This is a genomic window from Paenibacillus sp. LjRoot56 (assembly GCF_964253335.1).
GTDB lineage: Bacteria > Bacillota > Bacilli > Paenibacillales > NBRC-103111 > Paenibacillus_E > Paenibacillus_E allorhizoplanae.
In genome coordinates this window covers 2,164,827-2,185,844 of record NZ_CAXURV020000001.1, presented here as the reverse complement: position 1 = coordinate 2,185,844, position 21,018 = coordinate 2,164,827, and the positions used below count along the sequence as shown (strand labels likewise).

19 protein-coding genes and 1 riboswitch are annotated in these 21,018 nt (G+C 48.2%); of the genes, 8 read left to right on the top strand and 11 right to left on the bottom strand.

Annotation, left to right across the window (positions count from 1 at the left end; translation table 11 throughout):
- Window positions 1-12: 12 nt before the first annotated feature.
- The 5 genes from ACSQ8O_RS09755 to ACSQ8O_RS09735 form a co-directional block, all read right to left on the bottom strand.
- Window positions 13-918 carry an AraC family transcriptional regulator gene (locus ACSQ8O_RS09755; protein ID WP_236293320.1) on the bottom strand — a complete coding sequence of 302 codons (906 nt, stop codon included), beginning with the start codon at window positions 916-918 and terminating at the stop codon, window positions 13-15.
- 98 nt (window positions 919-1,016) lie between these two features.
- Entirely contained in the window at window positions 1,017-2,099 is a 1,083-nt protein-coding gene (locus ACSQ8O_RS09750) for an N-acetylglucosamine-6-phosphate deacetylase (RefSeq protein WP_436241986.1), read from the bottom strand.
- Between the two features lie 82 nt (window positions 2,100-2,181).
- Window positions 2,182-2,964, bottom strand: coding sequence for a glucosamine-6-phosphate deaminase (locus ACSQ8O_RS09745; protein ID WP_436241397.1), 783 nt, complete (start codon window positions 2,962-2,964; stop codon window positions 2,182-2,184).
- A gap of 19 nt (window positions 2,965-2,983) precedes the next feature.
- Complete coding sequence (locus ACSQ8O_RS09740) at window positions 2,984-4,000, bottom strand: Gfo/Idh/MocA family protein (protein ID WP_436241396.1); 1,017 nt, start codon at window positions 3,998-4,000, stop codon at window positions 2,984-2,986.
- Between the two features lie 2 nt (window positions 4,001-4,002).
- On the bottom strand, window positions 4,003-4,857 hold the full coding sequence (locus tag ACSQ8O_RS09735; protein ID WP_436241395.1) for a sugar phosphate isomerase/epimerase family protein: 855 nt from the start codon (window positions 4,855-4,857) through the stop codon (window positions 4,003-4,005).
- 257 nt (window positions 4,858-5,114) lie between these two features.
- Here ACSQ8O_RS09735 and ACSQ8O_RS09730 point away from each other — a divergent pair, with 257 nt between their 5' ends.
- The 7 genes from ACSQ8O_RS09730 (at window position 5,115) to bioC (ending at window position 11,567) form a co-directional block, all read left to right on the top strand.
- Window positions 5,115-5,351 carry an AbrB/MazE/SpoVT family DNA-binding domain-containing protein gene (locus tag ACSQ8O_RS09730; RefSeq protein ID WP_056624479.1) on the top strand — a complete coding sequence of 79 codons (237 nt, stop codon included), beginning with the start codon at window positions 5,115-5,117 and terminating at the stop codon, window positions 5,349-5,351.
- 251 nt (window positions 5,352-5,602) lie between these two features.
- The gene (bioA, locus tag ACSQ8O_RS09725; RefSeq protein ID WP_436241394.1) at window positions 5,603-6,961 is read left to right on the top strand and encodes an adenosylmethionine--8-amino-7-oxononanoate transaminase; all 1,359 of its coding nucleotides are present in this window, start codon (window positions 5,603-5,605) and stop codon (window positions 6,959-6,961) included.
- Between the two features lies 1 nt (window position 6,962).
- Window positions 6,963-7,718 carry a dethiobiotin synthase gene (gene bioD, locus ACSQ8O_RS09720; protein WP_436241393.1) on the top strand — a complete coding sequence of 252 codons (756 nt, stop codon included), beginning with the start codon at window positions 6,963-6,965 and terminating at the stop codon, window positions 7,716-7,718.
- Window positions 7,719-7,723: 5 nt separating this feature from the next.
- Window positions 7,724-8,722 (top strand): biotin synthase BioB, encoded by a 999-nt coding sequence (gene bioB / locus ACSQ8O_RS09715; RefSeq protein ID WP_436241392.1) that lies wholly within the window; start codon window positions 7,724-7,726, stop codon window positions 8,720-8,722.
- A 13-nt stretch (window positions 8,723-8,735) separates the two neighbouring features.
- A complete protein-coding gene (gene bioF / locus ACSQ8O_RS09710) occupies window positions 8,736-9,914 on the top strand; it encodes an 8-amino-7-oxononanoate synthase (RefSeq protein ID WP_436241391.1) in 1,179 nt (392 codons plus the stop codon).
- On the top strand, window positions 9,911-10,705 hold the full coding sequence (locus ACSQ8O_RS09705; protein WP_436241390.1) for an alpha/beta hydrolase: 795 nt from the start codon (window positions 9,911-9,913) through the stop codon (window positions 10,703-10,705). The genes bioF and ACSQ8O_RS09705 overlap by 4 nt, the downstream gene beginning before the upstream one ends.
- Window positions 10,695-11,567, top strand: coding sequence for a malonyl-ACP O-methyltransferase BioC (gene bioC, locus ACSQ8O_RS09700; protein ID WP_436241389.1), 873 nt, complete (start codon window positions 10,695-10,697; stop codon window positions 11,565-11,567). Before ACSQ8O_RS09705 ends, bioC begins: the two co-directional genes overlap by 11 nt.
- 36 nt (window positions 11,568-11,603) lie before the next feature.
- Here the strand turns inward: bioC and thiC are convergent, their stop codons facing one another.
- Together thiC and ACSQ8O_RS09690 are read right to left on the bottom strand one after the other, a co-directional pair.
- Window positions 11,604-13,379 (bottom strand): phosphomethylpyrimidine synthase ThiC, encoded by a 1,776-nt coding sequence (gene thiC / locus ACSQ8O_RS09695; protein ID WP_436241388.1) that lies wholly within the window; start codon window positions 13,377-13,379, stop codon window positions 11,604-11,606.
- A gap of 91 nt (window positions 13,380-13,470) precedes the next feature.
- A riboswitch (TPP riboswitch) is annotated at window positions 13,471-13,580 on the bottom strand.
- Window positions 13,581-13,743: 163 nt separating this feature from the next.
- Complete coding sequence (locus ACSQ8O_RS09690) at window positions 13,744-16,863, bottom strand: beta-galactosidase (protein ID WP_436241387.1); 3,120 nt, start codon at window positions 16,861-16,863, stop codon at window positions 13,744-13,746.
- A gap of 242 nt (window positions 16,864-17,105) precedes the next feature.
- Between ACSQ8O_RS09690 and ACSQ8O_RS09685 the strand changes: the two genes are divergently transcribed.
- On the top strand, window positions 17,106-18,176 hold the full coding sequence (locus tag ACSQ8O_RS09685; RefSeq protein WP_436241386.1) for a LacI family DNA-binding transcriptional regulator: 1,071 nt from the start codon (window positions 17,106-17,108) through the stop codon (window positions 18,174-18,176).
- Window positions 18,177-18,668: 492 nt separating this feature from the next.
- On the opposite strand, the gene ACSQ8O_RS09680 is transcribed toward ACSQ8O_RS09685, so the two are convergent.
- The 4 genes from ACSQ8O_RS09680 to ACSQ8O_RS09665 form a co-directional block, all read right to left on the bottom strand.
- A complete protein-coding gene (locus ACSQ8O_RS09680; protein WP_436241385.1) occupies window positions 18,669-18,977 on the bottom strand; it encodes a hypothetical protein in 309 nt (102 codons plus the stop codon).
- Between the two features lie 75 nt (window positions 18,978-19,052).
- Window positions 19,053-19,622, bottom strand: a complete 570-nt coding sequence (locus ACSQ8O_RS09675) for a peroxiredoxin (RefSeq protein ID WP_436241384.1) — start codon at window positions 19,620-19,622, stop codon at window positions 19,053-19,055.
- A gap of 31 nt (window positions 19,623-19,653) precedes the next feature.
- Entirely contained in the window at window positions 19,654-19,893 is a 240-nt protein-coding gene (locus ACSQ8O_RS09670; RefSeq protein WP_436241383.1) for a glutaredoxin family protein, read from the bottom strand.
- 26 nt (window positions 19,894-19,919) lie between these two features.
- Window positions 19,920-20,843, bottom strand: a complete 924-nt coding sequence (locus ACSQ8O_RS09665; RefSeq protein WP_436241382.1) for an NAD(P)/FAD-dependent oxidoreductase — start codon at window positions 20,841-20,843, stop codon at window positions 19,920-19,922.
- Window positions 20,844-21,018: the final 175 nt, after the last annotated feature.

Here is a 21,018-nt window from a genome sequence, read left to right as displayed (position 1 = left end):
TTCTTCGTAGGTTTAGGGGGTCTTGCCAAACGTTTTCTTATATTCAGTAGGCGTGATGCCTGTTCGTTTCTTAAATGTTCGGATGAAATGGCTAAGATGATGAAATCCGACCTGGAAGCCAATTTGTGTAATCGTATGCATGTTGCGCTGAATCAGCTCCATTGCCCTTTCGATGCGTACCTCATTCACATAATCGACGAAGTTCTGGCCTGTTTCTTTCTTAAAAACCGTACTAAAGTAAGCAGGCGCCATATTCGCTAGGAAAGCTCCTTGCTCAAGCGGAATATCCTGACTGTAATTGTCGTGTATATATCGTTTTACCTCTTCGATTGGATGCTGGCTCGTCGATGTTGATTGTACGCGTTGCTTGCGCCTAGCACGCCGATATTCGCGATCCATGATGATGAGCAGCTTGACAAGACTCGTACATATGGCATATTCATATCCCGCTTCACGGTGCTCAAATTCATCCTGAATATCTTGAAGCAGTTGCTCGACGAGAAGTTGCTTCGACTTCGCAATATGCAACCAAGGCTGCGGCAAGGAGGAAAGCTCGGGTAATTCGTCAGCATTTTGAAGCAAGGGCTGCAAAGTATCCGAGAAAGGCTTCAACTGCTCCCTCACCAAATACGGGAGAAAATCAATCAGGACCACTTCGAACTCATGTTCTTCAATGGCGCTCAAGCTGTGTTCCACCCCTGGGGTGATGATGAACATATCTCCTCTGCTGACATTCAGCGACTTGCCACGCAGCTGATGGTTGCACACACCCTTGAGCACGTAAGCAATCTGCGTATATTCGTGAATATGCAAGGGCTGCTTCAGCGCAAGGCTGGAGTAGCTGAATATTTTAAAAGGAAATTCCTTTTTCAGCGTTAATTTACTTTGAAAATAGGACATTCCCTTCCCCATGCTCATACGATTACCACCTGTCCGAAGCCATATTTCCTTCAAGCATATGCCAATTGGCGGAATAGAACAACCCTATCATGCAACGCGCAGATCAGCGCTTCTATTTAAATCTCACTGCCCTCATCATAGACGAGCCTGCCGGCTTTGTAAGTCTGCCGCAAAGGGATGCGGCCGTCCGCTTGCACCCTATCCAGGAGAACGAAATCAGCCGGTGCTCCTACCGACAAGCCCTCTGCGACGGGTAATCTCATCAAGCGAGCCGGTCGTGTCGAGGCCATTTCCCACGCGGATGGAAACTCAGCGATGCCCCGTCTGCTCAGATGTGCAATGCCCCACAGCAGCATCTGAGCCGAGCCTGCAAGCAGCCGGGGGTCAGCAGCCAAGTGAAGCTTGCCTTCTGAGGTAAGTACAACATCTCCACCAATATGCGTCTTGTAGACGCCTGGTTCAAGTCCGCTGATAGTTACAGCATCGCTAACTAATAACGCTCGTTCCCCCTTCACTTTCAGCACGACCTTCAACACTTGATCCGGCAAATGAAACCCGTCAGCAATGACACAGCTCCACAATTCATCCTGCGCCAATTGCTCCCACAGGTAATTGGGATGACGTGGCAGCATCAGGTGTGCCCCGTTTCCCAGATGCGTCGACATTCGCGCGCCTGCCGCGACAGCTTCCTGAATCTGCGAAGCGTCTGCAGCGGTGTGACCGATGGAGACGATCACGTCGCTATCGACGCAGCGCTTGATGAATGTGGCACTGTCCGGCCATTCCGGCGACAGCGTCACGATCTTGATGCGGCCGCCCGCCGCTTCCTGCCATCGGCAGAAGAGGTCCCAATCGGGCGGCCTTACAGCATCCAGGCGGTGAGCGCCGCGCGCTCCGTCATCCGGTGAAATGAACGGGCCTTCGAGATGAATGCCCGCAATGCCTTGTTCTGTCGCCGGATCCGCTGCGCAGGTGCTTGCAATACTGCCGAGCGCACTTGCGATCGCTTCGGGCGTGTTCGTAATGACAGTGGGGTAACTGGAGGTGACCCCTTCCCGCCACAACTTGCGGATGATCTGACTAACCGTCTCCGCTTGCAGTGGAAGCTGGTTGAAGTCCAATCCCGCATAGCCATTGATCTGCAGATCGACCAAACCAGGGGCGACGATCGGCAATCCATCTGATTCTTCTACCTGCATCACTTCACTAAACCGTCCATCGCTGACGGTAATCGCGACAGGTGCCCCTGTGGCATAATGGCGTGCGCGAATGATGCTCGTTCTATCGGCCATAGGAATCGCGGTCCAGATACATCGTGCAGTCCGGATGCTGGCGGAGAATCGTCGATGGACACTCGGTCGAGATCGCTCCGTTCAACGTACGCTTCACCGCCTGATGCTTCGTTACCCCAGGTACAGAGCAGAACAGATGAGTACCTGACATCAGAGCTGGAATGGTTAGGGTTAATGCATGGGTCGGCACGTCGGCTAAACGGACAAAACATCCGTCATTCACCTGCTGCTGCCGGCAAACGTCATCCAACTCCACACGCTTGATCAATTCCGGATCTGCAAAATTGGCAACAGGCGGATCATTGAAGGCGATGTGACCATTCTCACCAATGCCAAGGCAGACAATATCAATCGGCGCTTCTTCCAGGAGTGCGCTATACCGTCTGCACTCGTCCTCTGCCTGGTTCATGCTATTAATCAGATGCACAGTACCCGGCTTAACCTGATCGAACAATCGGTCTTTCAAAAAACACCCAAATCGCTGCGGCGCATCCTCACTGAGCCCGATGTATTCATCCATGTGAAACACAGTGATCCTTGACCAATCGATGGCTTCATCTTGAGCCAGCGTTTCGAGCATTTCATTTTGCGAGGGCGCTGCCGCGAAAATAATACGGATAGCCGCTTTCTCAGCAAGCAGCGACTTGATTTGGTTGGCTGCATCTAGCCCAGCCGCTTGCCCCAACCCGATACGGTTCTCATACACGTTAACCTTCAACGCGTCGATTCGTGCATGCCAAACAGGTTGCACTTGTACTTGTGGCTCGCTCATAGAATCGTTCCTCCAATTATCATATAGTCAGCTGCCGCCCTTCGGCAGCGCTCTTATAAATTTGTTCAACTAGCTGTACAGCTCGCAGCCCAGATTCTCCGGTAACCAGCGGTTCATCGCCGGCTTCGATGGAAGCCATGACGTCGAGCAGCTGGCTTTGATGAAAATCCGACACGATGCTGCGCGGATCGGTAATGCCGCCGTAGGCACCTGCCTGCGCCCAAGTCGGTTCGCTTCGCTCTGGTACTGTCCAATGGACAATCGTCGAGCCTTCCAACTTGATCGAGCCTTTTTCACCGTACAAATTGATCGTCGCTGCAAAACCTGGCGTAATGCTGGTCGACGCCATGATTGTACCGAACGCACCATTTTTAAATTGCAAAATGGCTAAACCTAAATCCTCCGCTTCCATCTCGTGCGTCTGAGTAGCCACCTTGCCAAAGACGGTGTGAACGTCTCCAGCAAACCACAGCAGCAGATCCAAGCAATGAATCCCTTGGTTCATCAACGCCCCTCCATCTTCAGCAATCGTTCCACGCCATTTCGCGCTATCGTAATAAGACTGGGATCGATGGAAGGGAAGCGACACCTCAACTAGCAGAAGCTTACCGAGCACACCCTCATCCAACACCCGTTTAATAGCTTGATTCTGAGCTTCAAATCGCCGTTGTGAGATGACAGAGAGTGTCACATGATTTGCTTTTGCCGCTTGCACAAGCCGCTCCGCGTCAGACACATTCATACTAATTGGCTTCTCTATAATCAGATGCTTGCCCGCCTTCACGACCTCCAAACCGATGGCCGCGTGGCTGCCGCTTGAAGTCGTTACACAGACGATATCTACATCAGACCTGGCCAAGAGCTCACGATAGTCCGTCGTCCAGGAGCAGCCTTCTCGATCAGCAACCGCTTGCGCTTTCGCCTCCGTTCGACTAGATACCACGACTAGGCTTGCTTCTTCGATTTGACGAATAGCCTCGATATGAAAATCAGCAACCGAGCCACAGCCGATAATCCCGAACCTCCAGTTAGCCAACCCTATACCTCCTCAAGCAGAGCTCGAAGCGCATCCAGTGTCATTCGCGTACCTGTCAGCTGACTGCCGCCTTCTGGAACAAAATGCGTTTCAATCGTATACAATCCCTCATACCCATCCGCTTCAAGCGCCTTAATTTGAGCTGTTATTGCCGCATCCCCTGAACCAAGAGGCACACATCTCGGTGTTCCATCTTGACGAATATAGGCATCCTTCAGATGGACATGTGCCAAAGCATTCTTCATGTACTGGTACCCGCTCGGGAAAGCCTCTCTGGCGCCATATGCTTCATTGCCTGGGTCCCAAAGGCCCCTAACAGCTGGAGAATCGATGGCAGACACAAGTGCCGCCACTTCCTCAGCAAAGCCTCCATTACAGGAAGGCTCATTCTCTAGAAGCAGGATTACGCCTTCGCGCGCTGCAATGTCGCCTGCCCTTTTTAAATGATGAACAATCTCATCACGATGCTGCTCAGGCTCCAACTCTCGCCAAAACGAGAAAATACGGATGCGCGTTGTCCCCAGCAGCTTAGCAATTTCGATCACTCTATCCAGTTTCTTAAAATGCTCCTCTACACTCTGCTCCTTCTGCCCAAATGTGTCCCCCGATTCAACCAATCGCTTTGGATCCAATGCGCATTTAAACAAAGGAGAGGCAATGGCGGAGACATACAATCCGCGCTCTTCAACCATTTTACGGATGCCAACGATCTGATCGTCAGTCAACACGGATACATTCATGCCATTCACAACTCTTATTTCAACATGTTTCAAACCCTGTTCGGCAGCCCAATTTAACGCTTTCTCGAAATCTGGAGATACTTCATCCGTCAGTACGCCTAATCGATTCCAAATCAATGAGAAACCTCCACCTTCGCTTGTTATTTTCCTAACTATACCAAGATTGTCTGGTTCAAAGTTGACGTTTCTATTGAAGTAAGTTTACATTTTTTTCGCTTTCATTCAGCAGTATCCCTATTGGCCACTTCATGAAAATCACACCCAGTAAATAAAAGGAATTTGAGTGCATATGTGGAATAGATGTATAAACAGAATATGAGTCTTTGTAACTAGACAAAGTAGTTCCTTCGTTCATGAAAAAAGGAGGTAATTGTATGAAATCGACGGGAATTGTAAGAAAAGTAGACGAATTGGGACGGATTGTTTTACCTATTGAGTTGCGTCGGACACTCCATATTGAGATCGGTGACGCTATCGAGGTCTATGTGGACCCTGAGCGTATTACGCTCAAGAAGTATATGCCTGCTTGTGTGTTCTGTGGGAATTTCGAGGACATGACCTATTTCAAAGGGAAGCTCGTTTGCGGCACTTGTATTGATGAGATAGCTTAATTGTAAAAGTAAGGCTGGACAAAAGCCCTTCAGGGATGACCCTGAGGGGCTTTTGTTCGTGGAGGGGGTGAGCGGACATTAGCTTAACCGCTATTCATTTCCTACTTCACTCAGTCACTCCTTTATCACTACCATTCTCTGTGGAATTATCTTTACAGAATCCTCACGGTTTGATAAAATTGCCAAAACTCATTGTCAACTTAATTTCGTTTAATTTGGTTGACAATTAAATAAATGACAGAAGGTGATACATGGTGTTGACTGATTATGAACGACTTGCTGCCCTGAATAAGGATCACTTATGGCATCCTTTTACTCAAATGAAAGACTACATTAACGCTGATCCACTCATTATTGAGCGTGGAGAAGGCATTAGGCTGTATGATGTCCAAGGTCGAGCCTATTGGGATGGTTTTTCATCAGTCTGGCTCAACGTGCATGGACACAATATGCCCGAGTTAAATCAAGCGATTACAGATCAATTGGGTCGCGTCGCCCATTCCACTCTGCTCGGAATGGCTAATATACCAGCGATCGAGCTTGCAGCGAAGTTGGTGGGGATTTCGCCGAAAGGTTTAAACAAAGTGTTCTACTCGGATTCCGGAGCGACCGCTGTTGAGATCGCGATCAAAATGGCCTTTCAATACTGGCATAACCAGGGAGCAAGCGGGAAAACAAGGTTCATCACGATGAATCAAGCCTACCACGGAGATACCCTTGGTGCCGTAAGCGTCGGGGCAATTCCACTCTATCACGAGGTGTTCCGCCCTATGCTATTTCCTTCACACGTCATTCCATATCCCTACGTTTATCGCCATGGGGGTGATGCGTTGAAAGTAATGGAAGATACGCTAACTGCTCTTCGTAAATTGCTTGAGACGCGTTCCGATGAGATTGCGGCGCTCATTGTGGAGCCTATTGTGCAAGGGGCAGGAGGCATCGTTGTCATGCCGCCGGGCTGTCTGCGCGAAATGTCAGTACTATGCCGACAACATGACGTATTGCTTATCGCTGACGAAGTGGCCACTGGTTTCGGTCGGACGGGTTCCATGTTTGCTTGTGATCTCGAAGGAGTATCGCCTGATTTGATGGTGATTGGGAAAGGTCTAACCGGCGGCTATTTGCCTGTGGCGGCAACGCTTGCGACAGATGAGATCTACAACGCATTTTATGCGAATTACCAAGAACAGAAGACATTTTTTCACGGTCATTCGTACACGGGCAACCCGCTTGGGTGTGCTGTTGCTTTAGCTAGCTTGAAGCTAATGGAGGAACGCGACATGGTTGAAGGTGTAAGAGCTAAGGCAGCATTTGTCGAGCGTAAACTCACAGCGCTGAAGGATCGACCGCATGTCGGTGAAATCAGGCAGAAGGGACTGATGATCGGAATAGAGCTTGTACGCGATAAGGCTTCACGCGAGCCGTATGATTGGTCAGAACGAATCGGCGTACGAACAAGTCAGCGTGCCAGAGCACTCGGAATGCTAACAAGACCGCTTGGCAATGTGATCGTTTTTATCCCTCCGCTTGCGAGTAATGAAGCTGAGCTTGATGCTATGACAGATATTTTAATAGAATCCATTATCCGTGTTACAGAAGGCGATTCATGACATGAGTAGATTGAGAGATGAATCCATACGCGGTTTATTTGTGACAGGGACAGACACGGATGTCGGAAAGACCATTCTTACTGCGGCTATTACCGCTGCTCTTCGCGCTGAAGGGCTGAATGTGGGAGTCTGGAAGCCTGTTCAATCCGGTGCACGGCTGGGCAGCGGATTGACAGATAGCGAGAGGTTGCTGCAGATTACGGGAATTGATGAGCGACCAGAAGCTGTGGCGCCATTTACATTCGAAGCTCCGCTTACTCCGCTGCTAGCTGCTAAACAGGAGGGTGTGACCCTTACGCTCACTGAGCTCATTGACGCAGGTATACCTCTTACGAAACGTTACGACACGCTCCTCATCGAATGTGCTGGCGGTGTCGCTGTACCGCTTACCAACGACAACCTTATGGTGGACTTGATCTCAGAGCTTCGGATTCCTGCGTTGATTATAGCCCGATCCAGCCTTGGTACGATTAACCATACACTTCTGACTGTGTCATTTCTTAGGAATCGTGGAGTTCAGATTACAGGCATTATCTTGAATGACAGCGAATGGACTGAGCCGCTTGACGACCCTAGCATAGCTTCCAATGCGGAGTTAATTGAACAATACAGTGGCCTTAAAGTACTGGGGAGGTTTCCCCGCTTGCACGCCGATTCCCATTCAGAAATGTGGATACATACCGTTCGCCAAACCATACAATTAGGGCCTATCCGAGAGGCATTAGCCGATCAAAAGCTATCGCACATAGGGGGATAATTGAAATGAAAACAATTACTGTTGATCTGAAATGGCAATCACTAGCTAGTAAAGCGTTACATGGTGAGTGTATAACCCTAGAGGAAGGGCTTGCTGTACTAGAAGCCGACAATGATGAGGTACTACTCCTACTACAAGCTGCCTTTCAGGTGAGAAAACATTTTTACGGTAAAAAAGTAAAGTTAAATATGATCATCAATGCCAAAAGCGGCCTTTGTCCTGAGGACTGCGGCTACTGCTCGCAATCCATCGTTTCGACAGCGCCTGTTGCCAAGTACACACTGCTTGATAAAGATACGCTGCTTGCCGGGGCGCGTGAAGCGTTGGCACGCAAAGCAGGAACTTATTGCATTGTAGCAGCTGGAAAAGGCCCGACAGACAAGGAATTGGATCAAGTCGTAGACGCAGTAAAAGAAATACGTGAAACGATGCCGCTCAAAATTTGCGCATGTCTGGGTATTCTGAAAGGCAATCAAGCTGAACGTCTTGCTGAAGCAGGTGTACATCGCTACAACCATAACTTGAACACCAGCAAGGCCAATTACGCATCAATTACAACGACGCATACCTACGACCAACGGGTTGAAACCGTGGATAAAGTAAAGACACAAGGCATGTCCCCCTGTTCCGGTGTCATTATCGGGATGGGTGAGACCAATCAAGAGATAGTTGAAATGGCTTATGCATTACGCGAACTCGATGTGGATTCGATTCCGATTAATTTCCTGAATGCGATTCAGGGAACCCCGCTAGAACACGCAGGCCGCACGCCTTCGATGAAAGCGTTGAAGGTACTGGCCCTGTTCCGTTTCATTTGTCCGTCCAAAGAGATCCGCGTAGCGGGCGGGCGTGAGGTTAACCTCCGTTCCCTACAGCCTTTGTCGCTGTACGCCGCAAATTCACTCTTTGTAGGTGACTATTTAACAACAGCAGGCCAAGACGTTTCGGCTGATCACCAAATCATTGAAGATTTGGGCTTTGAAATTGAATTAAACGCTCTTTAAGGTTGTGACAACTATGAATTGGATAGAAAAAGAACTTGAGTTTCTGGCTGACGCCTCTTTGGAGCGCTCCTTGCGAACATCTAGTCCAGTAAGCGGAGCTCCAGGCTACACCGTGCGTGAAGAACGAAGGCTGCTCAACTTGTCCTCCAATGACTATCTGGGACTCTCCGGGCATCCTGCCATTATTGAAGCAATGCGCGAGAAGTTGCTCACAGAAGGAGCAGGTTCAGGAGCTTCAAGGCTTGTGACGGGTAATCGTCCCCCGTATGATCGTCTTGAAGAGGAGTTAGCCTATTGGCAGAACTATGAAGCAGCACTTGTTTTTGCAAACGGCTATATGGCTAATTCCGGTGTTATTGCAGCGTTAGCTGGCAGAGGCGATGTTGTTTTCAGTGATCAGTGGAATCATGCAAGCATTGTGGATGGTATTATTTTGAGTCGAGCGGAGCACGCTCGGTACCGTCATAAGGATATGGCTCATTTGCGGGCATTATTGCATAAGTACCGAGATAAACGGCGAAAGCTGATCATAACAGACGCTGTCTTCTCGATGGATGGTGATCAGGCGCCATTGCGTGAATTGGTCGCGCTCAAACGCGAGTACGGAGCCATGCTGATGGTAGATGAGGCACACAGTGGTGGGATTTACGGGAAGTATGGAGAGGGCTTATGCCATGAGCTTGCAATCCAAAATGATGTGGATATACATATGGGGACGTTCAGCAAATCGTTCGGTGTCTACGGCGCATATATCTGCGGTAGTCGCACGCTCATTCGATGGCTGGTGAACAAAGCGAGGCCGCTCATCTATTCGACCGCATTGCCTCCCTCTGTTGTAGCTGGTGTTTCAGAGGCGTTAGTTGTGGTACAAAGCGAGCATTGGCGGCGAGAAAAGCTATTCGCGTTAAGCATGTTATTTCGGTCTTTGTTGGGAGCCTCTGGTTTCACAATCGGTGAGGGGGACTCTCCCATAGTGCCTCTGATCATCGGCGATAACGATATGGCCTTACGATTCAGTCGTGCACTTGAAGATGAAGGCATTGCAGCAGCAGCCATACGCCCACCTACTGTTCCGGATGGCACTGCTCGAATCCGTTTCTCCTTGTCGGCAGCCCATACAGAAAAGGAACTGAGAGATGCAGCTGCACGAATCCGTAATATCGGACTACGATTAGGAATGGTGCAGCCATGAGGACATCTCAGTTCCACGAAGTGAAAACTCGGCAAGAGGCTAGTACCACCATCATGTGGCTAACAGGCTGGAGTATGTCCGATAAAGTTTTCGATCCCATTCGTGAGTTATTGCCAGATTTTCATCATATTTCTGTCGATTACAGCGAGGCTGGTTCCCCTGAGGAAATGTTGGTCTTGATTGAAACGGTCGCCAAGAATATCCTATCTTCAAATGGAATAGCTGCTCATTCGAGAGGTGATGGTGGCAGGCTGTTGATTTGCGGATGGTCGCTTGGTGGACTATTGGCACTGCAATTAGCTGCCAAAGGCTATGGGGATGGACTGGTGTTGTTTGCGGCAAACGCTCGATTCACTCGGACAAAGGAAGAGATGGACCTCGGTTGGTCCGTTGCTGCCATTCAACAGATGATGATCGGGCTCAGGAAGAATCCGCAAGAGGTTGAAACCCGATTTCGACAGAACCTATTTAGGGAAGCTGAAATCAGAGCCGGAGCCGGTCTTGGAAATATATTACCATTTATTGGTAAATGGACAATCACGGGGCTCATCTCTGGTCTCCAGATTTTACGAAGTGAGGAAGTCTTGACGAAGTTGCCGATTATCGCTTGTCCCGTTCTTGTTGTTCACGGAACTGAGGATAAGATTTATCCTTACAGTGCTGCATTAGAGCTTGTTGCAGGATTGCCTCAAGCAGAGCTACTTACCATTCCAGATTGTGGGCATGTACCGTTTTGGGATAGGGAATCGGCCCTAGTTGATAAACTGAGGAGATGGTGGCATGAGCACTAGGATAACTGCGATTGGGCGTCAATTTAACCGTAGTTCGTCAGGTTCGTATGACCGTCATTCTAGTGTGCAGCGTAGTATGGCAGACCGTCTTGTTCAAATTCTCAAAGGGTGGGTGGACGATAGTTACAAAGAGGGACTCAACCTCCTTGAAATCGGCTGCGGCACAGGTGCACTGACTGAAATTTTGCTGAAGGAGTGGTCGTCATTCGTATCTATTACTGCACTAGACATCGCTCCTAAGATGATCAAAGTGGCTGAACAGCGAGTCTTATCCAGTGCCGTATACGATTCGGAGTCCTACCAAAGCTCATCCACTCGCTTGCAATTTCTTGAAGCTGATGTTGAGGTGTGGGCGATAGATGCTCCTTCAGCCTCGTTTGATCTCATCATCTCGAATGCCTGCTTTCAATGGCTGAGTAATCAAGTGCACACGCTTGGTCATCTTCGGCGGCTGCTTCGTCCTGGTGGAATGCTGGTGTTCACTACCTTCGGACCCCATACATTCCATGAACTGCACAAGTCATTTCATGAAGTTTATCGAGCTAGCGGTTTAGAGCCGCAGAGGCATGGCTTATCCTTTCAATCGACGGATCAGTGGAAGGAATGGCTTAATGAGGTTGGGTTTTCTAGCATCCAATATGAGCGTGAGGTTCGAAAGGAAACCTATCCTACCGTAAGAGATTTTCTCTTTTCGGTAAAAGGAATGGGAGCTAGCTCATCAGAAGCTGTTGCTTTGCCTGGCATCAGTACGCGACGCTTGTTCGCTAAGATGTATCAGGAATACGAAGATAAGTTTGGCATACAGGAAGGTATCATTGCTAGTTACGATCTTCTTATGATTCAAGCGTCAGCTAAAGGTTAGACAAGGAAAAGGGTTGCCGCAGCAACCCTTTTTTGTTTACGTATATAGGGCGTGGCCCGCTTTCTTAAACTCCTCTGACTTTTCACTCATCCCTTTTTCAATGGCTTGAGCTTCCTCAAGACCTTGTTGTTTGGCGAAGTCTCGGATATCTTGGGAAATTCGCATGGAGCAGAATTTAGGACCGCACATCGAACAAAAATGAGCGACCTTGGCACCTTCTGCAGGAAGTGTCTCATCATGGTACTCTATGGCTCTTTCTGGATCCAAGGATAAGTTGAATTGATCATGCCAGCGGAATTCAAAACGTGCCTTGGATAATGCATTATCGCGATCCATGGCGCCTTTGTGCCCTTTGGCTAAATCAGCGGCATGAGCAGCAATTTTATAAGTAATAACCCCTTCACGAACGTCGTTTTTATTGGGCAAGCCCAAATGCTCTTTGGGCGTTACATAACAGAGCATGGCAGTGCCAAACCAGCCAATCATCGCTGCTCCAATGGCAGAAGTGATATGGTCATAGCCTGGCGCAATATCCGTAGTCAAGGGTCCTAATGTGTAAAATGGAGCTTCGTCACAGATTTCAAGTTGTTTATCCATATTTTCTTTGATTAAATGCATGGGTACGTGACCAGGACCTTCTACCATGACTTGTACATCATGTTTCCAAGCGATTTTGGTGAGTTCACCTAATGTTTCTAGTTCTGCAAACTGGGCTTCATCATTCGCATCTGCAATGGATCCTGGGCGTAAACCGTCGCCTAAAGAGAAGGATACATCATAGGTTTTCATGATTTCACAAATCTCTTCAAAATGGGTATACAGAAAGTTTTCCTGATGGTGGGCGAGACACCAGGCTGCCATAATGGAGCCGCCTCGTGAAACAATACCTGTCACTCGTTTGGCCGTAAGAGGAACGTAACGCAGCAGGACACCAGCATGAATCGTAAAGTAATCGACACCTTGCTCAGCTTGTTCAATTAGCGTGTCACGGTACACTTCCCACGTCAAATCTTCTGCTTTTCCATTCACTTTCTCTAATGCTTGATAAATAGGCACGGTACCAATAGGAACAGGGGAATTACGAATAATCCATTCCCGGGTGGTATGAATGTTTTTACCCGTTGAGAGATCCATAATATTATCAGCGCCCCAGCGAGTAGCCCATCTCATTTTTTCCACTTCTTCTTCAATGGAAGACGATACAGCTGAATTCCCAATATTCGCATTGATCTTAACGAGAAAGTTTCGTCCAATAATCATAGGCTCACTTTCAGGGTGATTAATATTGGCGGGGATAATCGCTCTACCACGAGCGACTTCGTCTTTCACAAATTCCGGAGATACATTTTCGCGAATCGCGATATATTCCATTTCGGACGTGATGATACCTTGACGTGCATAATGCATCTGGGTTACATTACGACCTGTTTTCGCTCTCATCGGGTGACGATGTAAGCCTGGAAAAACTTCGGTAACGTTCTCTTCCTTGGTATATCCGTTATCTTCCGGTTTAATCGTTCTTCCTTCATATATTTCAACATCGCCGCGTTCTACAATCCAATTCAAACGATTAGGCGCAATACCTGCACGAATATCGGTTTGGATTTCCTCATCTGTATAAGCACCACTCGTGTCGTATACACGAACAGGGGCGTTTTCCTGCTCTCCGTAAGCACCAGTAGTAGGACTCAATTTGATTTCACGCATAGGGACCCTGATGTCCTTTCGTGAGCCCTCGACATAAACTTTTTTGCTTCCCGGAAAAGCGGATGTTGATGATGTGACCTTTTCATTACTAGTTTCCATTGACATTTGCCATGCCTCCTATAGTTGATATGATCAAGCGGAGGGTTCATGCTGCGAAAAAAAGACCGCATCTATAAATAGAGGCGGTCTCTTGGTATACAAAGAGATCTTGTGTTCCTCCGCTGGCATTATCCAGATCAGGTTTAACGGTCGATAGTTATAACTATCCTCTCAGCCTGGTCTCACCAAGCTCCCGTGATTATGCACTTAGGTATTTAATTTACACTTTAACTCCAAATATTGCAATAGTTCGGCAAAATCTATTTAATGCGGGACATTCATCGACGACATCCCGCCAAAAACCAAAAGCCTCCAAATGAGAATTACATCTCATTCAGAGGCTTCTTCAATTAGCTTACCCGCTAATCGTCTACTGCTTCACCTCAACCTGCACCTGCTCAGGTCGATACACTGCCAACAACTCGCCGACAGAATTCACGGCGAACATCACCGTACGTTCGGCTTCCAGCTCGAACGCGTAGCTCAAGCCCGTTGCCGGATCCGTCACTTCGATCTGCGTGTCCACGCTGAACTCCGAGACCAAGATGAACAACGAACCGCTATCAAAGCTGAGCTTCCGCCCATATACGCCCGGCAGCTGCCCGCCTTTTACCCACGTTAGTTCCGCATCCACACCAGCTGACTTAAGAGCATACGCGTACAGCTTCTCGAGTGCATCGCCGCGCTCACCAAGCTCCACTGGGAGTGGACACCAGATGAGCTGCCCTTTGCCCAGCTCATAACTGCGAACGACGCCATGCTGCGAATTCCATTTTCCATCATCGGATAGTGGTACCTCTTTATTCAACTCAGCGATCCGTGCACCTCCGAAGGACACAGGAACCATTTCTCCCTCCAACACCATTGCCTCTTCTCGCACAATGTTGCCCAGCACTGTTTCACCTACTATATCCGTCAACCGAGCTACGGGTGCCCAGTACTCATTCAATCCTAGCGGCCCTGTAAACAGCAGCGTTCCGCCATTCTCACGGACATGCGTCGTTAACTTCGTAAGCGCGGCATCGCTGAAATTATGCGCACTCGGCACGATAATCAACTTCGGCTGATCCGATGCCAGTGCATCGAGATGATACTCGCTCAACCCACGGAACGGTACGTTCATCCCATAGGCAAGCGTGCGAGTTAGTTTCGCTGTTGCATCACTTGCTACTTTGCGCGTGGAGAAATCATTTGAATACGGGAACACTGCCACGACGTCCTCTAATTTGCGGCCAACGAAGAGATCGCGAATCGCGCCCATGAATGCCCCGAAATCGTAGGAAACATCCGCCTCCGGTTTCTCTGTCCCGTCTGCCCGAAGCGCACCAATATGCGACTCATTGATGTTGTTCATATAGAAGTTGATATTCCAAATCCACTGAACAGCACCCGCTCCACCTGTCGAGAAGGAATAGGCATATTTACGCTCTAGAATATTTCGCAGCTCGTATTCCGACCGCTTCGCACGCCCATTTGCCGTCTCGACATACATAATGCCCGTTTCTTGAATCAAACTCGGCTTCGTCGGCGCCTTGGAGAAAATGCCATCCCACACCAACTGATCCATCAACCACCACGTATGCACCGTCGTATAATCCACAGCTTCTGCGTAAAAGAAAGGCGATGGCCGTTGTGCGCCCAATCCCTCATCCTGTCCCACAGTCGCCAACTGTGCGGGGTTGATACTGCGAATTGTCGCGATCAATTCCTTCGCCCACCGATTGTGCATGTCCATGGTGAATAGGGTATAGTCCAGCCATGGGGAACCTTTTTTCTCAACCGTTTCTGTCGTGCTCATGTTCACTTCAGAAGGATCCAACAAACGGACACTAGCGAAGTTCGGGAGCTCCGCAGGAGACATATTCCAGCGTTCTTGCAGCTTGCGAATATCCCCATGGCGCTCCTCCAGCCAAGCTACATACGCTTCATGCTCGAAAGCATCATGAGCTGACTGCGGCCCAGCAAACGGCTTGCTCGGATTGAACATCGAGGGCTCATTGATCAGATCCCAATGCACATTCGTCGTTTCCTTATGTCTGGACACTACCGAAGATATAAACCGCTTCTGCGCCTCCACGCTGCGCGGATCCAAATACGGATTCACGCCCTCCCACAGCTCTGGTGTAAAAGAGAAGAAATTGAACGTGACTTCGATCCCATGTCTTTTGCAAGTCAAAATAAAAGCATCAATGCTGCGCAGCACTTCCTCATACGGATGTCCGTCCACGAACATGATTTGACGCCAAGCCGACCACACACCAGTACGAAGCAGGTTGATGCCTGCTTTAACCATTTGCGCAATATCGCGATCCCACACGGAAACATTCGGCAAGAATAAAAACTTCCTCGCCACATCGCTCGTCATATACGTCATCCCAACGATCGGAAGCGGACGTCCGTCCTTCCAGAAGTAGTCGCGATCACAGGACATCGGCGTCCCTTCGCGAAGCAACTCGGCATCATATCCCCAGAAGCCTTGGTTAAACGTGCGCGTTTCCCCCGTATTCGCTACCGCTTTACAAACCGCTGTATAATAACCCGCTTCAATATCAACAGGAATATTTACCTTTTTAAAAGAGAGCTCGCGTGACGCATTCATCGTGAATTCCGTCGTCCAGATCGGTGATGTTGCACCGTCTTTAGATACTTGGACATGGAAGGTCCAAGACTCATTCAAAGGCACAACCCCTGTACGATTCGCAAGTGTTTGCAATTGAACCGTCAAGGCTGCGCGGTCGCCCGGATCATAACAAGCGTAGTTCGGCTTGAACCATATTTCCGTTACACCACGCTTCGTATACCCTGCTAACTCCCCAACTAGTGCGGCTCCACCGTTACCCCAGAAGGTTTCATCCGTGACCACATTGGCGAAAATCCACCGGCCACCCGCGAATGCCCCCTTTGTATTCTCAAGAAGCACGATCGGCGCAGCCACCTCGCGTCCTTCCTTCGATATCCCCTTTAACAATGGTGTGAAATGCGCATCCATCGGACCACTAGAACCTATTTGACCTGGATGATCATCAGTCCGTGTCACATGCAGCGCGAATCCAACCGTCGGTTGAATGGCGAACAGATTTTCTTTGCCTGCCAGCAACGGCAGCTCAGTATTCACGGCATACTCCGCAATAGGAGCGTCGTCTACGGAAAGAATTTCATGAATTTGAAGCTGCTGATGATACGCTGTCTGCTCGATTTCCAGCTCCCAGCCCTCTGCGCCTAGGTAAGACGGTACTCGGAAAGGAGCGCTGCCCAGATGTACGAATCCTTTACCCTTACGCGCATGAATTAGGATTGCTTGCCATGCTGACTTCGGAAAGTAACGTCCGTGAAGATGGATGAAGTTATCTGCCCCCTGCTGCAGCGCCGCTTCTAGCCGCTCCGCTCCAACCACTCTTCCTATTTCTCCAAGCTGTGCAACAGCCTTGTCATCGGGCCGAATTCCTTCATATGGAAATGTGGGATCGTAAAATATGATCGTTGTAAGCATGCTTCATCCTCCAAATCGATGTGTGGGTTCAATCGTCAATTCATATTCATTTTGTTATTTTTGTTAGGCTAACAACTCATAATTATGAACATAATTTACTCACTTTCTGAGTTGCGGTCAATCTTTTTTTTGCATAACCCCATTATAATGCACATTGACAATATCCGCCTGATCAGGAACAATAGATTTGTTAGGTTCGATTCGGAAAATTAACGTATGTATAACATAGAAGGATGTCACTCATGAGCCCAAAAGTTTCCATGCAGCAAATTGCTGACCGACTAGGTATGTCCAAATATACGGTTTCTCAAGCATTATCTGGTAAATCAGGCGTCAGTGAAGAGAACCGTCTTCGTATTCAGGAGACTGCGAAAGCGATGGGCTATACCCTCAAGCAGAAGCACCCACAACGCACGCCAACTCATCATCAATCTATCAGCCATGTCATTGGAGATACACACGCCAAAACTGAAATCACTCCCTATATCTTGGTGTGGATTCAGTCTACCTATTTAGAGGACAACCCTTTTTGGGGAAAGGTTCTCACCGGTATTGCCGCAGCTAGCAAAGAATTGGGCTTTGAGCATCTCATCGTTCCTATCGCACCTCATCATCAACTGGGATTGCAGATGCCTTCCTATCTCGATCCGTCGCATTGCATAGGGCAGCTGCTAGCAGGCACCTTTCCTGCGCAGTCTGTTATTTCATTGAAACAGAGTGGGATTCCACTCGTCCTCATTGACCATCATGAACCACTCATCGAAGTCGATTGTGTGCTCAATAACAATTTGGATGCTGGTAAAATGGCCTGTCAACGCTTGCTATCCGAGGGCGCGAAGCGTGTTATTTTCATTGGCGATGACCAATTTGCCGTCAGCTTCAAAGAGCGTTGGTGGGGCTGCCGTATGGCCCTCGAAGCTATGGCCGGACCTGCTGAGCACTACCATTTGAAGAAATGGCAAATCGCCTATTCCGGTCCTCATATGCTTCACCAATTGGAGCGCAAAGTGGCGGCATTGACGCCGGAAACCATGCCCGATGGGTTTGTTTGCGCCAATGATCACCTCGCGCTAGCGTTGTTGCCGATCCTGAAGCGTCATGGCCTTGATGTGCCTAGTCAAGTTAAAGTCATCGGGCTGGACAATATTGAAGCAGCCGCTTATGCGACTCCTGCGCTAAGTACAATTGAGCTCGGGAAAGAAGCTCTAGGTATTCGAGCTGTAGAAACACTGCTGTACCGACTGCAGCATCAGGGGAGACAGGTGGAGAAAGTGGTGTTATCTGCGCGTTTTATTGCGCGGGATTCTGGCTAATTAAAGAACAGTGAATAAGCACGCCTAATAAGGCGTGCTTATTCACTGTTCTTTATAACGAAAAATATAACTATTTGAGTTTATTTAAACACTTGATGCGAAGCTAGCAAGGGGCAAAGCTTTTCTGCAATCCATACAGTAATCAATGCTTTGTAGCATTCCTGAATATTCAACATTGTCGAGGGTAACTTTGTTCTCGTGGAGACAAACTTCCTGTAAGTGCTTGTTTAGCTCATCTTGTATCTTATATAACAAAGATATTTCATCCGATATCGTTTGAATTTCAGTTTTCAATTGAGAGTAAGTTTTCATCATTCAACATTTCCTTCCTTTATAAAGAATACATATATTCTTTATAACGCACAATCAATGAAAATGTTGGAGAATCTTGTAGATCATTTCATGTAGATTTTTGTCATCCCCTGGGACGACAAAAAAAGCGTACAGCACACTCATCATGAACATGAGCAGCTGTACGCTTTTTCCAACTACTTATTTTGATAAATAACTTAAACCAATAGAGATCAGCATACCCGCAAGCGCAATCCAAAATAAATAAGAGCGCCCTATGCGTTTCAGACTTTTATCTTGTCGATCCATAACGGATTTCTTTCGACTGCTGCTCGTCTGCGTTTCTCCCTCAAGTTCATTGGTCACCTGCGATTTCCAATTCACGAATTGAAAGCCAATCCCGCTAACGACAACAGCTACCATCATCAAAATTAAAGAACCCATAAATACCTTGTCCGCAATGGACGCCATGCTGCATTCGACCTCACTATCTACCTGTAGTTTACTCATTATACTTCAAATGAGAGCACGATACGAATAAAGAAAAAGCCCTAACCGACAACATGTCGATTAGGGCTCCTTGACTTACAACGTGCGATCGCCTGGCTTCCAGTTCGCTGGGCACAGACCGCCTGCTTGCAGTGCTTGAAGTACACGAAGCGTCTCGTCAACCGAGCGGCCAACATTCATGTCTGTGACCACTTGATAGCGTAGTACGCCATCCGGATCAATAATAAACAAGCCACGGTGAGCAGCACCTGTCTCATCATCTAGGACGCCATAGGCACGTGCTGTTTCTTTGGAGAAGTCACTGACCAATGGGAACTTCACAGGGCCAATGCCGCTTTGATCGCGCGGTGTTTGTGTCCATGCACGATGCGTGTAGACACTGTCTACGGAGGCTCCGACGATGTCACAATCGAGATCAAGGAACTGCTCGTAATAGTCGCTGAACGCCGTGATTTCCGTCGGACACACGAACGTGAAGTCGAAGGGCCAGAAGAAGAATACGAGCCACCTGCCACGGTAGTCCTCGAGAGAGATTTTTTCCTCAAGTGTTTCCATATTTTTCGTGGAGAGCAGGTTGAAGCTCGGGGCTGGCAGCCCTATTTTAGCAAAAGTAGCAGGTGATTGAACGGTTAGTTGTTGTGTCATGATGTTATCTCCTTTGGGTTTATGGATTGAATTAGCTAGCGATTTCAGCCAGTGCTTTTTTAAGTTTGGTCACGTTAAGACCAAGAATTTTGTGCTCACCGATGACAGTCACAGGCAATGACATGAGGCCCATATTATGCAGTTCTTGTCCGAATTGATCATTCAAATCGATGTTTCTTTCTTCAAAACCGACTTGCTGATCTGTTAAATATTTTTTCAGTTGGACACAATAAGGGCAGTTCGTACTGGAATATACGATTACATTAGACATAGTTGGTCATCTCCTAAAAGGTTAAATTATTTGTATTGCGGGATCAGTTGAGCCCGTTTATTAATGAATTTATCGACCGCCATGGCGGCAATCGCACCATCTGCAGCGGCAACAACCGCTTGTTTCACTGGGGTACGTCTAACTTCTCCTGCACCGAAAACACCCGCAACCGGCGACTGCATCGAGCTGTCCAAGATCATAAAACCATCCTCATCCAGAGGAACTTGATCCTGTAAGAAATCCGTACCTGGCTTGCTGCCAGATAGGAAAACGAAGACACCATCCACATCCAGCACTTCCTCGCCACCAGAGCTTGTACGAATTTTGAGACCTTGCACTTGCTTATCGCCAAGAACTTCGAGGGGCTTCGTCTTGTAAAGAATGTTGGTGCCTTTCAAATCTGGAACGTGGTGAACTCCTTGCAGCTCAGGTCGAGGCACAACGAAATGAATGGATTTCGTGAACTTGCTGAGCGCCTGGGCTTCTTCCAGCGCTTCTTCCGAATCCCCGATCACTGCGACCGTTTTCCCTTCGAAAAATGCACCATCACACGTCGCACACGTACTCACGCCGCGCCCCATCAGATTCTCCTCACCAGGCAGCATGCGGTTACGTCCCTTAGAACCCGTTGCAATGATGATCGCCTTGCCTTCAAACATCCCATCAGCGGTAAACACATACTTCGTATCGCCTTCGACATCCACATCCGTAATCGTCGTTTGGATGAACTCAGCTCCGAAGCCTTTGGCTTGGTCGCGCATCGTATCCAGCAGATCCTTACCTGACAATTCGCCAATGACACCGGGATAATTCGCAATTTTGTGCGTGATGGCTAATGCTCCTGTATTCGGTGCTTTATCAATAACTAATGTTTTCAAATTCCCTCTTGCTGTATAAATCGCCGCAGAAGCTCCAGCGGGACCAGCTCCAACAATAATGACATCATACATTGGTGATACACTCCTTCCATACGGCCTCTTTCATTTCATTAATAATTGATATCAGATAATAATTATTATAAATAAAATAAAAATAAAGTCAACCTTATTTATAATAATTCTAATTAATAGAAAAAAAAAAAAAAGCTGCCTAGCAAGCAGGGGGTTCCTACTCGTTAGGCAGCTT

What these genes read in the sequence shown, in the direction of transcription:
- bioA (WP_436241394.1), top strand. Translation starts at nt 5,603, where the DNA reads ATGGTGTTGACTGATTATGAACGACTTGCTGCCCTGAATAAGGATCAC.
- ACSQ8O_RS09755 (WP_236293320.1), bottom strand. Translation starts at nt 918, where the DNA reads ATGAGCATGGGGAAGGGAATGTCCTATTTTCAAAGTAAATTAACGCTG.
- ACSQ8O_RS09690 (WP_436241387.1), bottom strand. Translation starts at nt 16,863, where the DNA reads ATGCTTACAACGATCATATTTTACGATCCCACATTTCCATATGAAGGA.
- ACSQ8O_RS09750 (WP_436241986.1), bottom strand. Translation starts at nt 2,099, where the DNA reads ATGCAGGTAGAAGAATCAGATGGATTGCCGATCGTCGCCCCTGGTTTG.
- thiC (WP_436241388.1), bottom strand. Translation starts at nt 13,379, where the DNA reads ATGTCAATGGAAACTAGTAATGAAAAGGTCACATCATCAACATCCGCT.
- ACSQ8O_RS09745 (WP_436241397.1), bottom strand. Translation starts at nt 2,964, where the DNA reads ATGAGCGAGCCACAAGTACAAGTGCAACCTGTTTGGCATGCACGAATC.
- ACSQ8O_RS09675 (WP_436241384.1), bottom strand. Translation starts at nt 19,622, where the DNA reads ATGACACAACAACTAACCGTTCAATCACCTGCTACTTTTGCTAAAATA.
- bioC (WP_436241389.1), top strand. Translation starts at nt 10,695, where the DNA reads ATGAGCACTAGGATAACTGCGATTGGGCGTCAATTTAACCGTAGTTCG.
- ACSQ8O_RS09665 (WP_436241382.1), bottom strand. Translation starts at nt 20,843, where the DNA reads ATGTATGATGTCATTATTGTTGGAGCTGGTCCCGCTGGAGCTTCTGCG.
- bioB (WP_436241392.1), top strand. Translation starts at nt 7,724, where the DNA reads ATGAAAACAATTACTGTTGATCTGAAATGGCAATCACTAGCTAGTAAA.
- ACSQ8O_RS09730 (WP_056624479.1), top strand. Translation starts at nt 5,115, where the DNA reads ATGAAATCGACGGGAATTGTAAGAAAAGTAGACGAATTGGGACGGATT.
- bioD (WP_436241393.1), top strand. Translation starts at nt 6,963, where the DNA reads ATGAGTAGATTGAGAGATGAATCCATACGCGGTTTATTTGTGACAGGG.
- ACSQ8O_RS09705 (WP_436241390.1), top strand. Translation starts at nt 9,911, where the DNA reads ATGAGGACATCTCAGTTCCACGAAGTGAAAACTCGGCAAGAGGCTAGT.
- ACSQ8O_RS09680 (WP_436241385.1), bottom strand. Translation starts at nt 18,977, where the DNA reads ATGAGTAAACTACAGGTAGATAGTGAGGTCGAATGCAGCATGGCGTCC.
- ACSQ8O_RS09670 (WP_436241383.1), bottom strand. Translation starts at nt 19,893, where the DNA reads ATGTCTAATGTAATCGTATATTCCAGTACGAACTGCCCTTATTGTGTC.
- bioF (WP_436241391.1), top strand. Translation starts at nt 8,736, where the DNA reads ATGAATTGGATAGAAAAAGAACTTGAGTTTCTGGCTGACGCCTCTTTG.
- ACSQ8O_RS09685 (WP_436241386.1), top strand. Translation starts at nt 17,106, where the DNA reads ATGAGCCCAAAAGTTTCCATGCAGCAAATTGCTGACCGACTAGGTATG.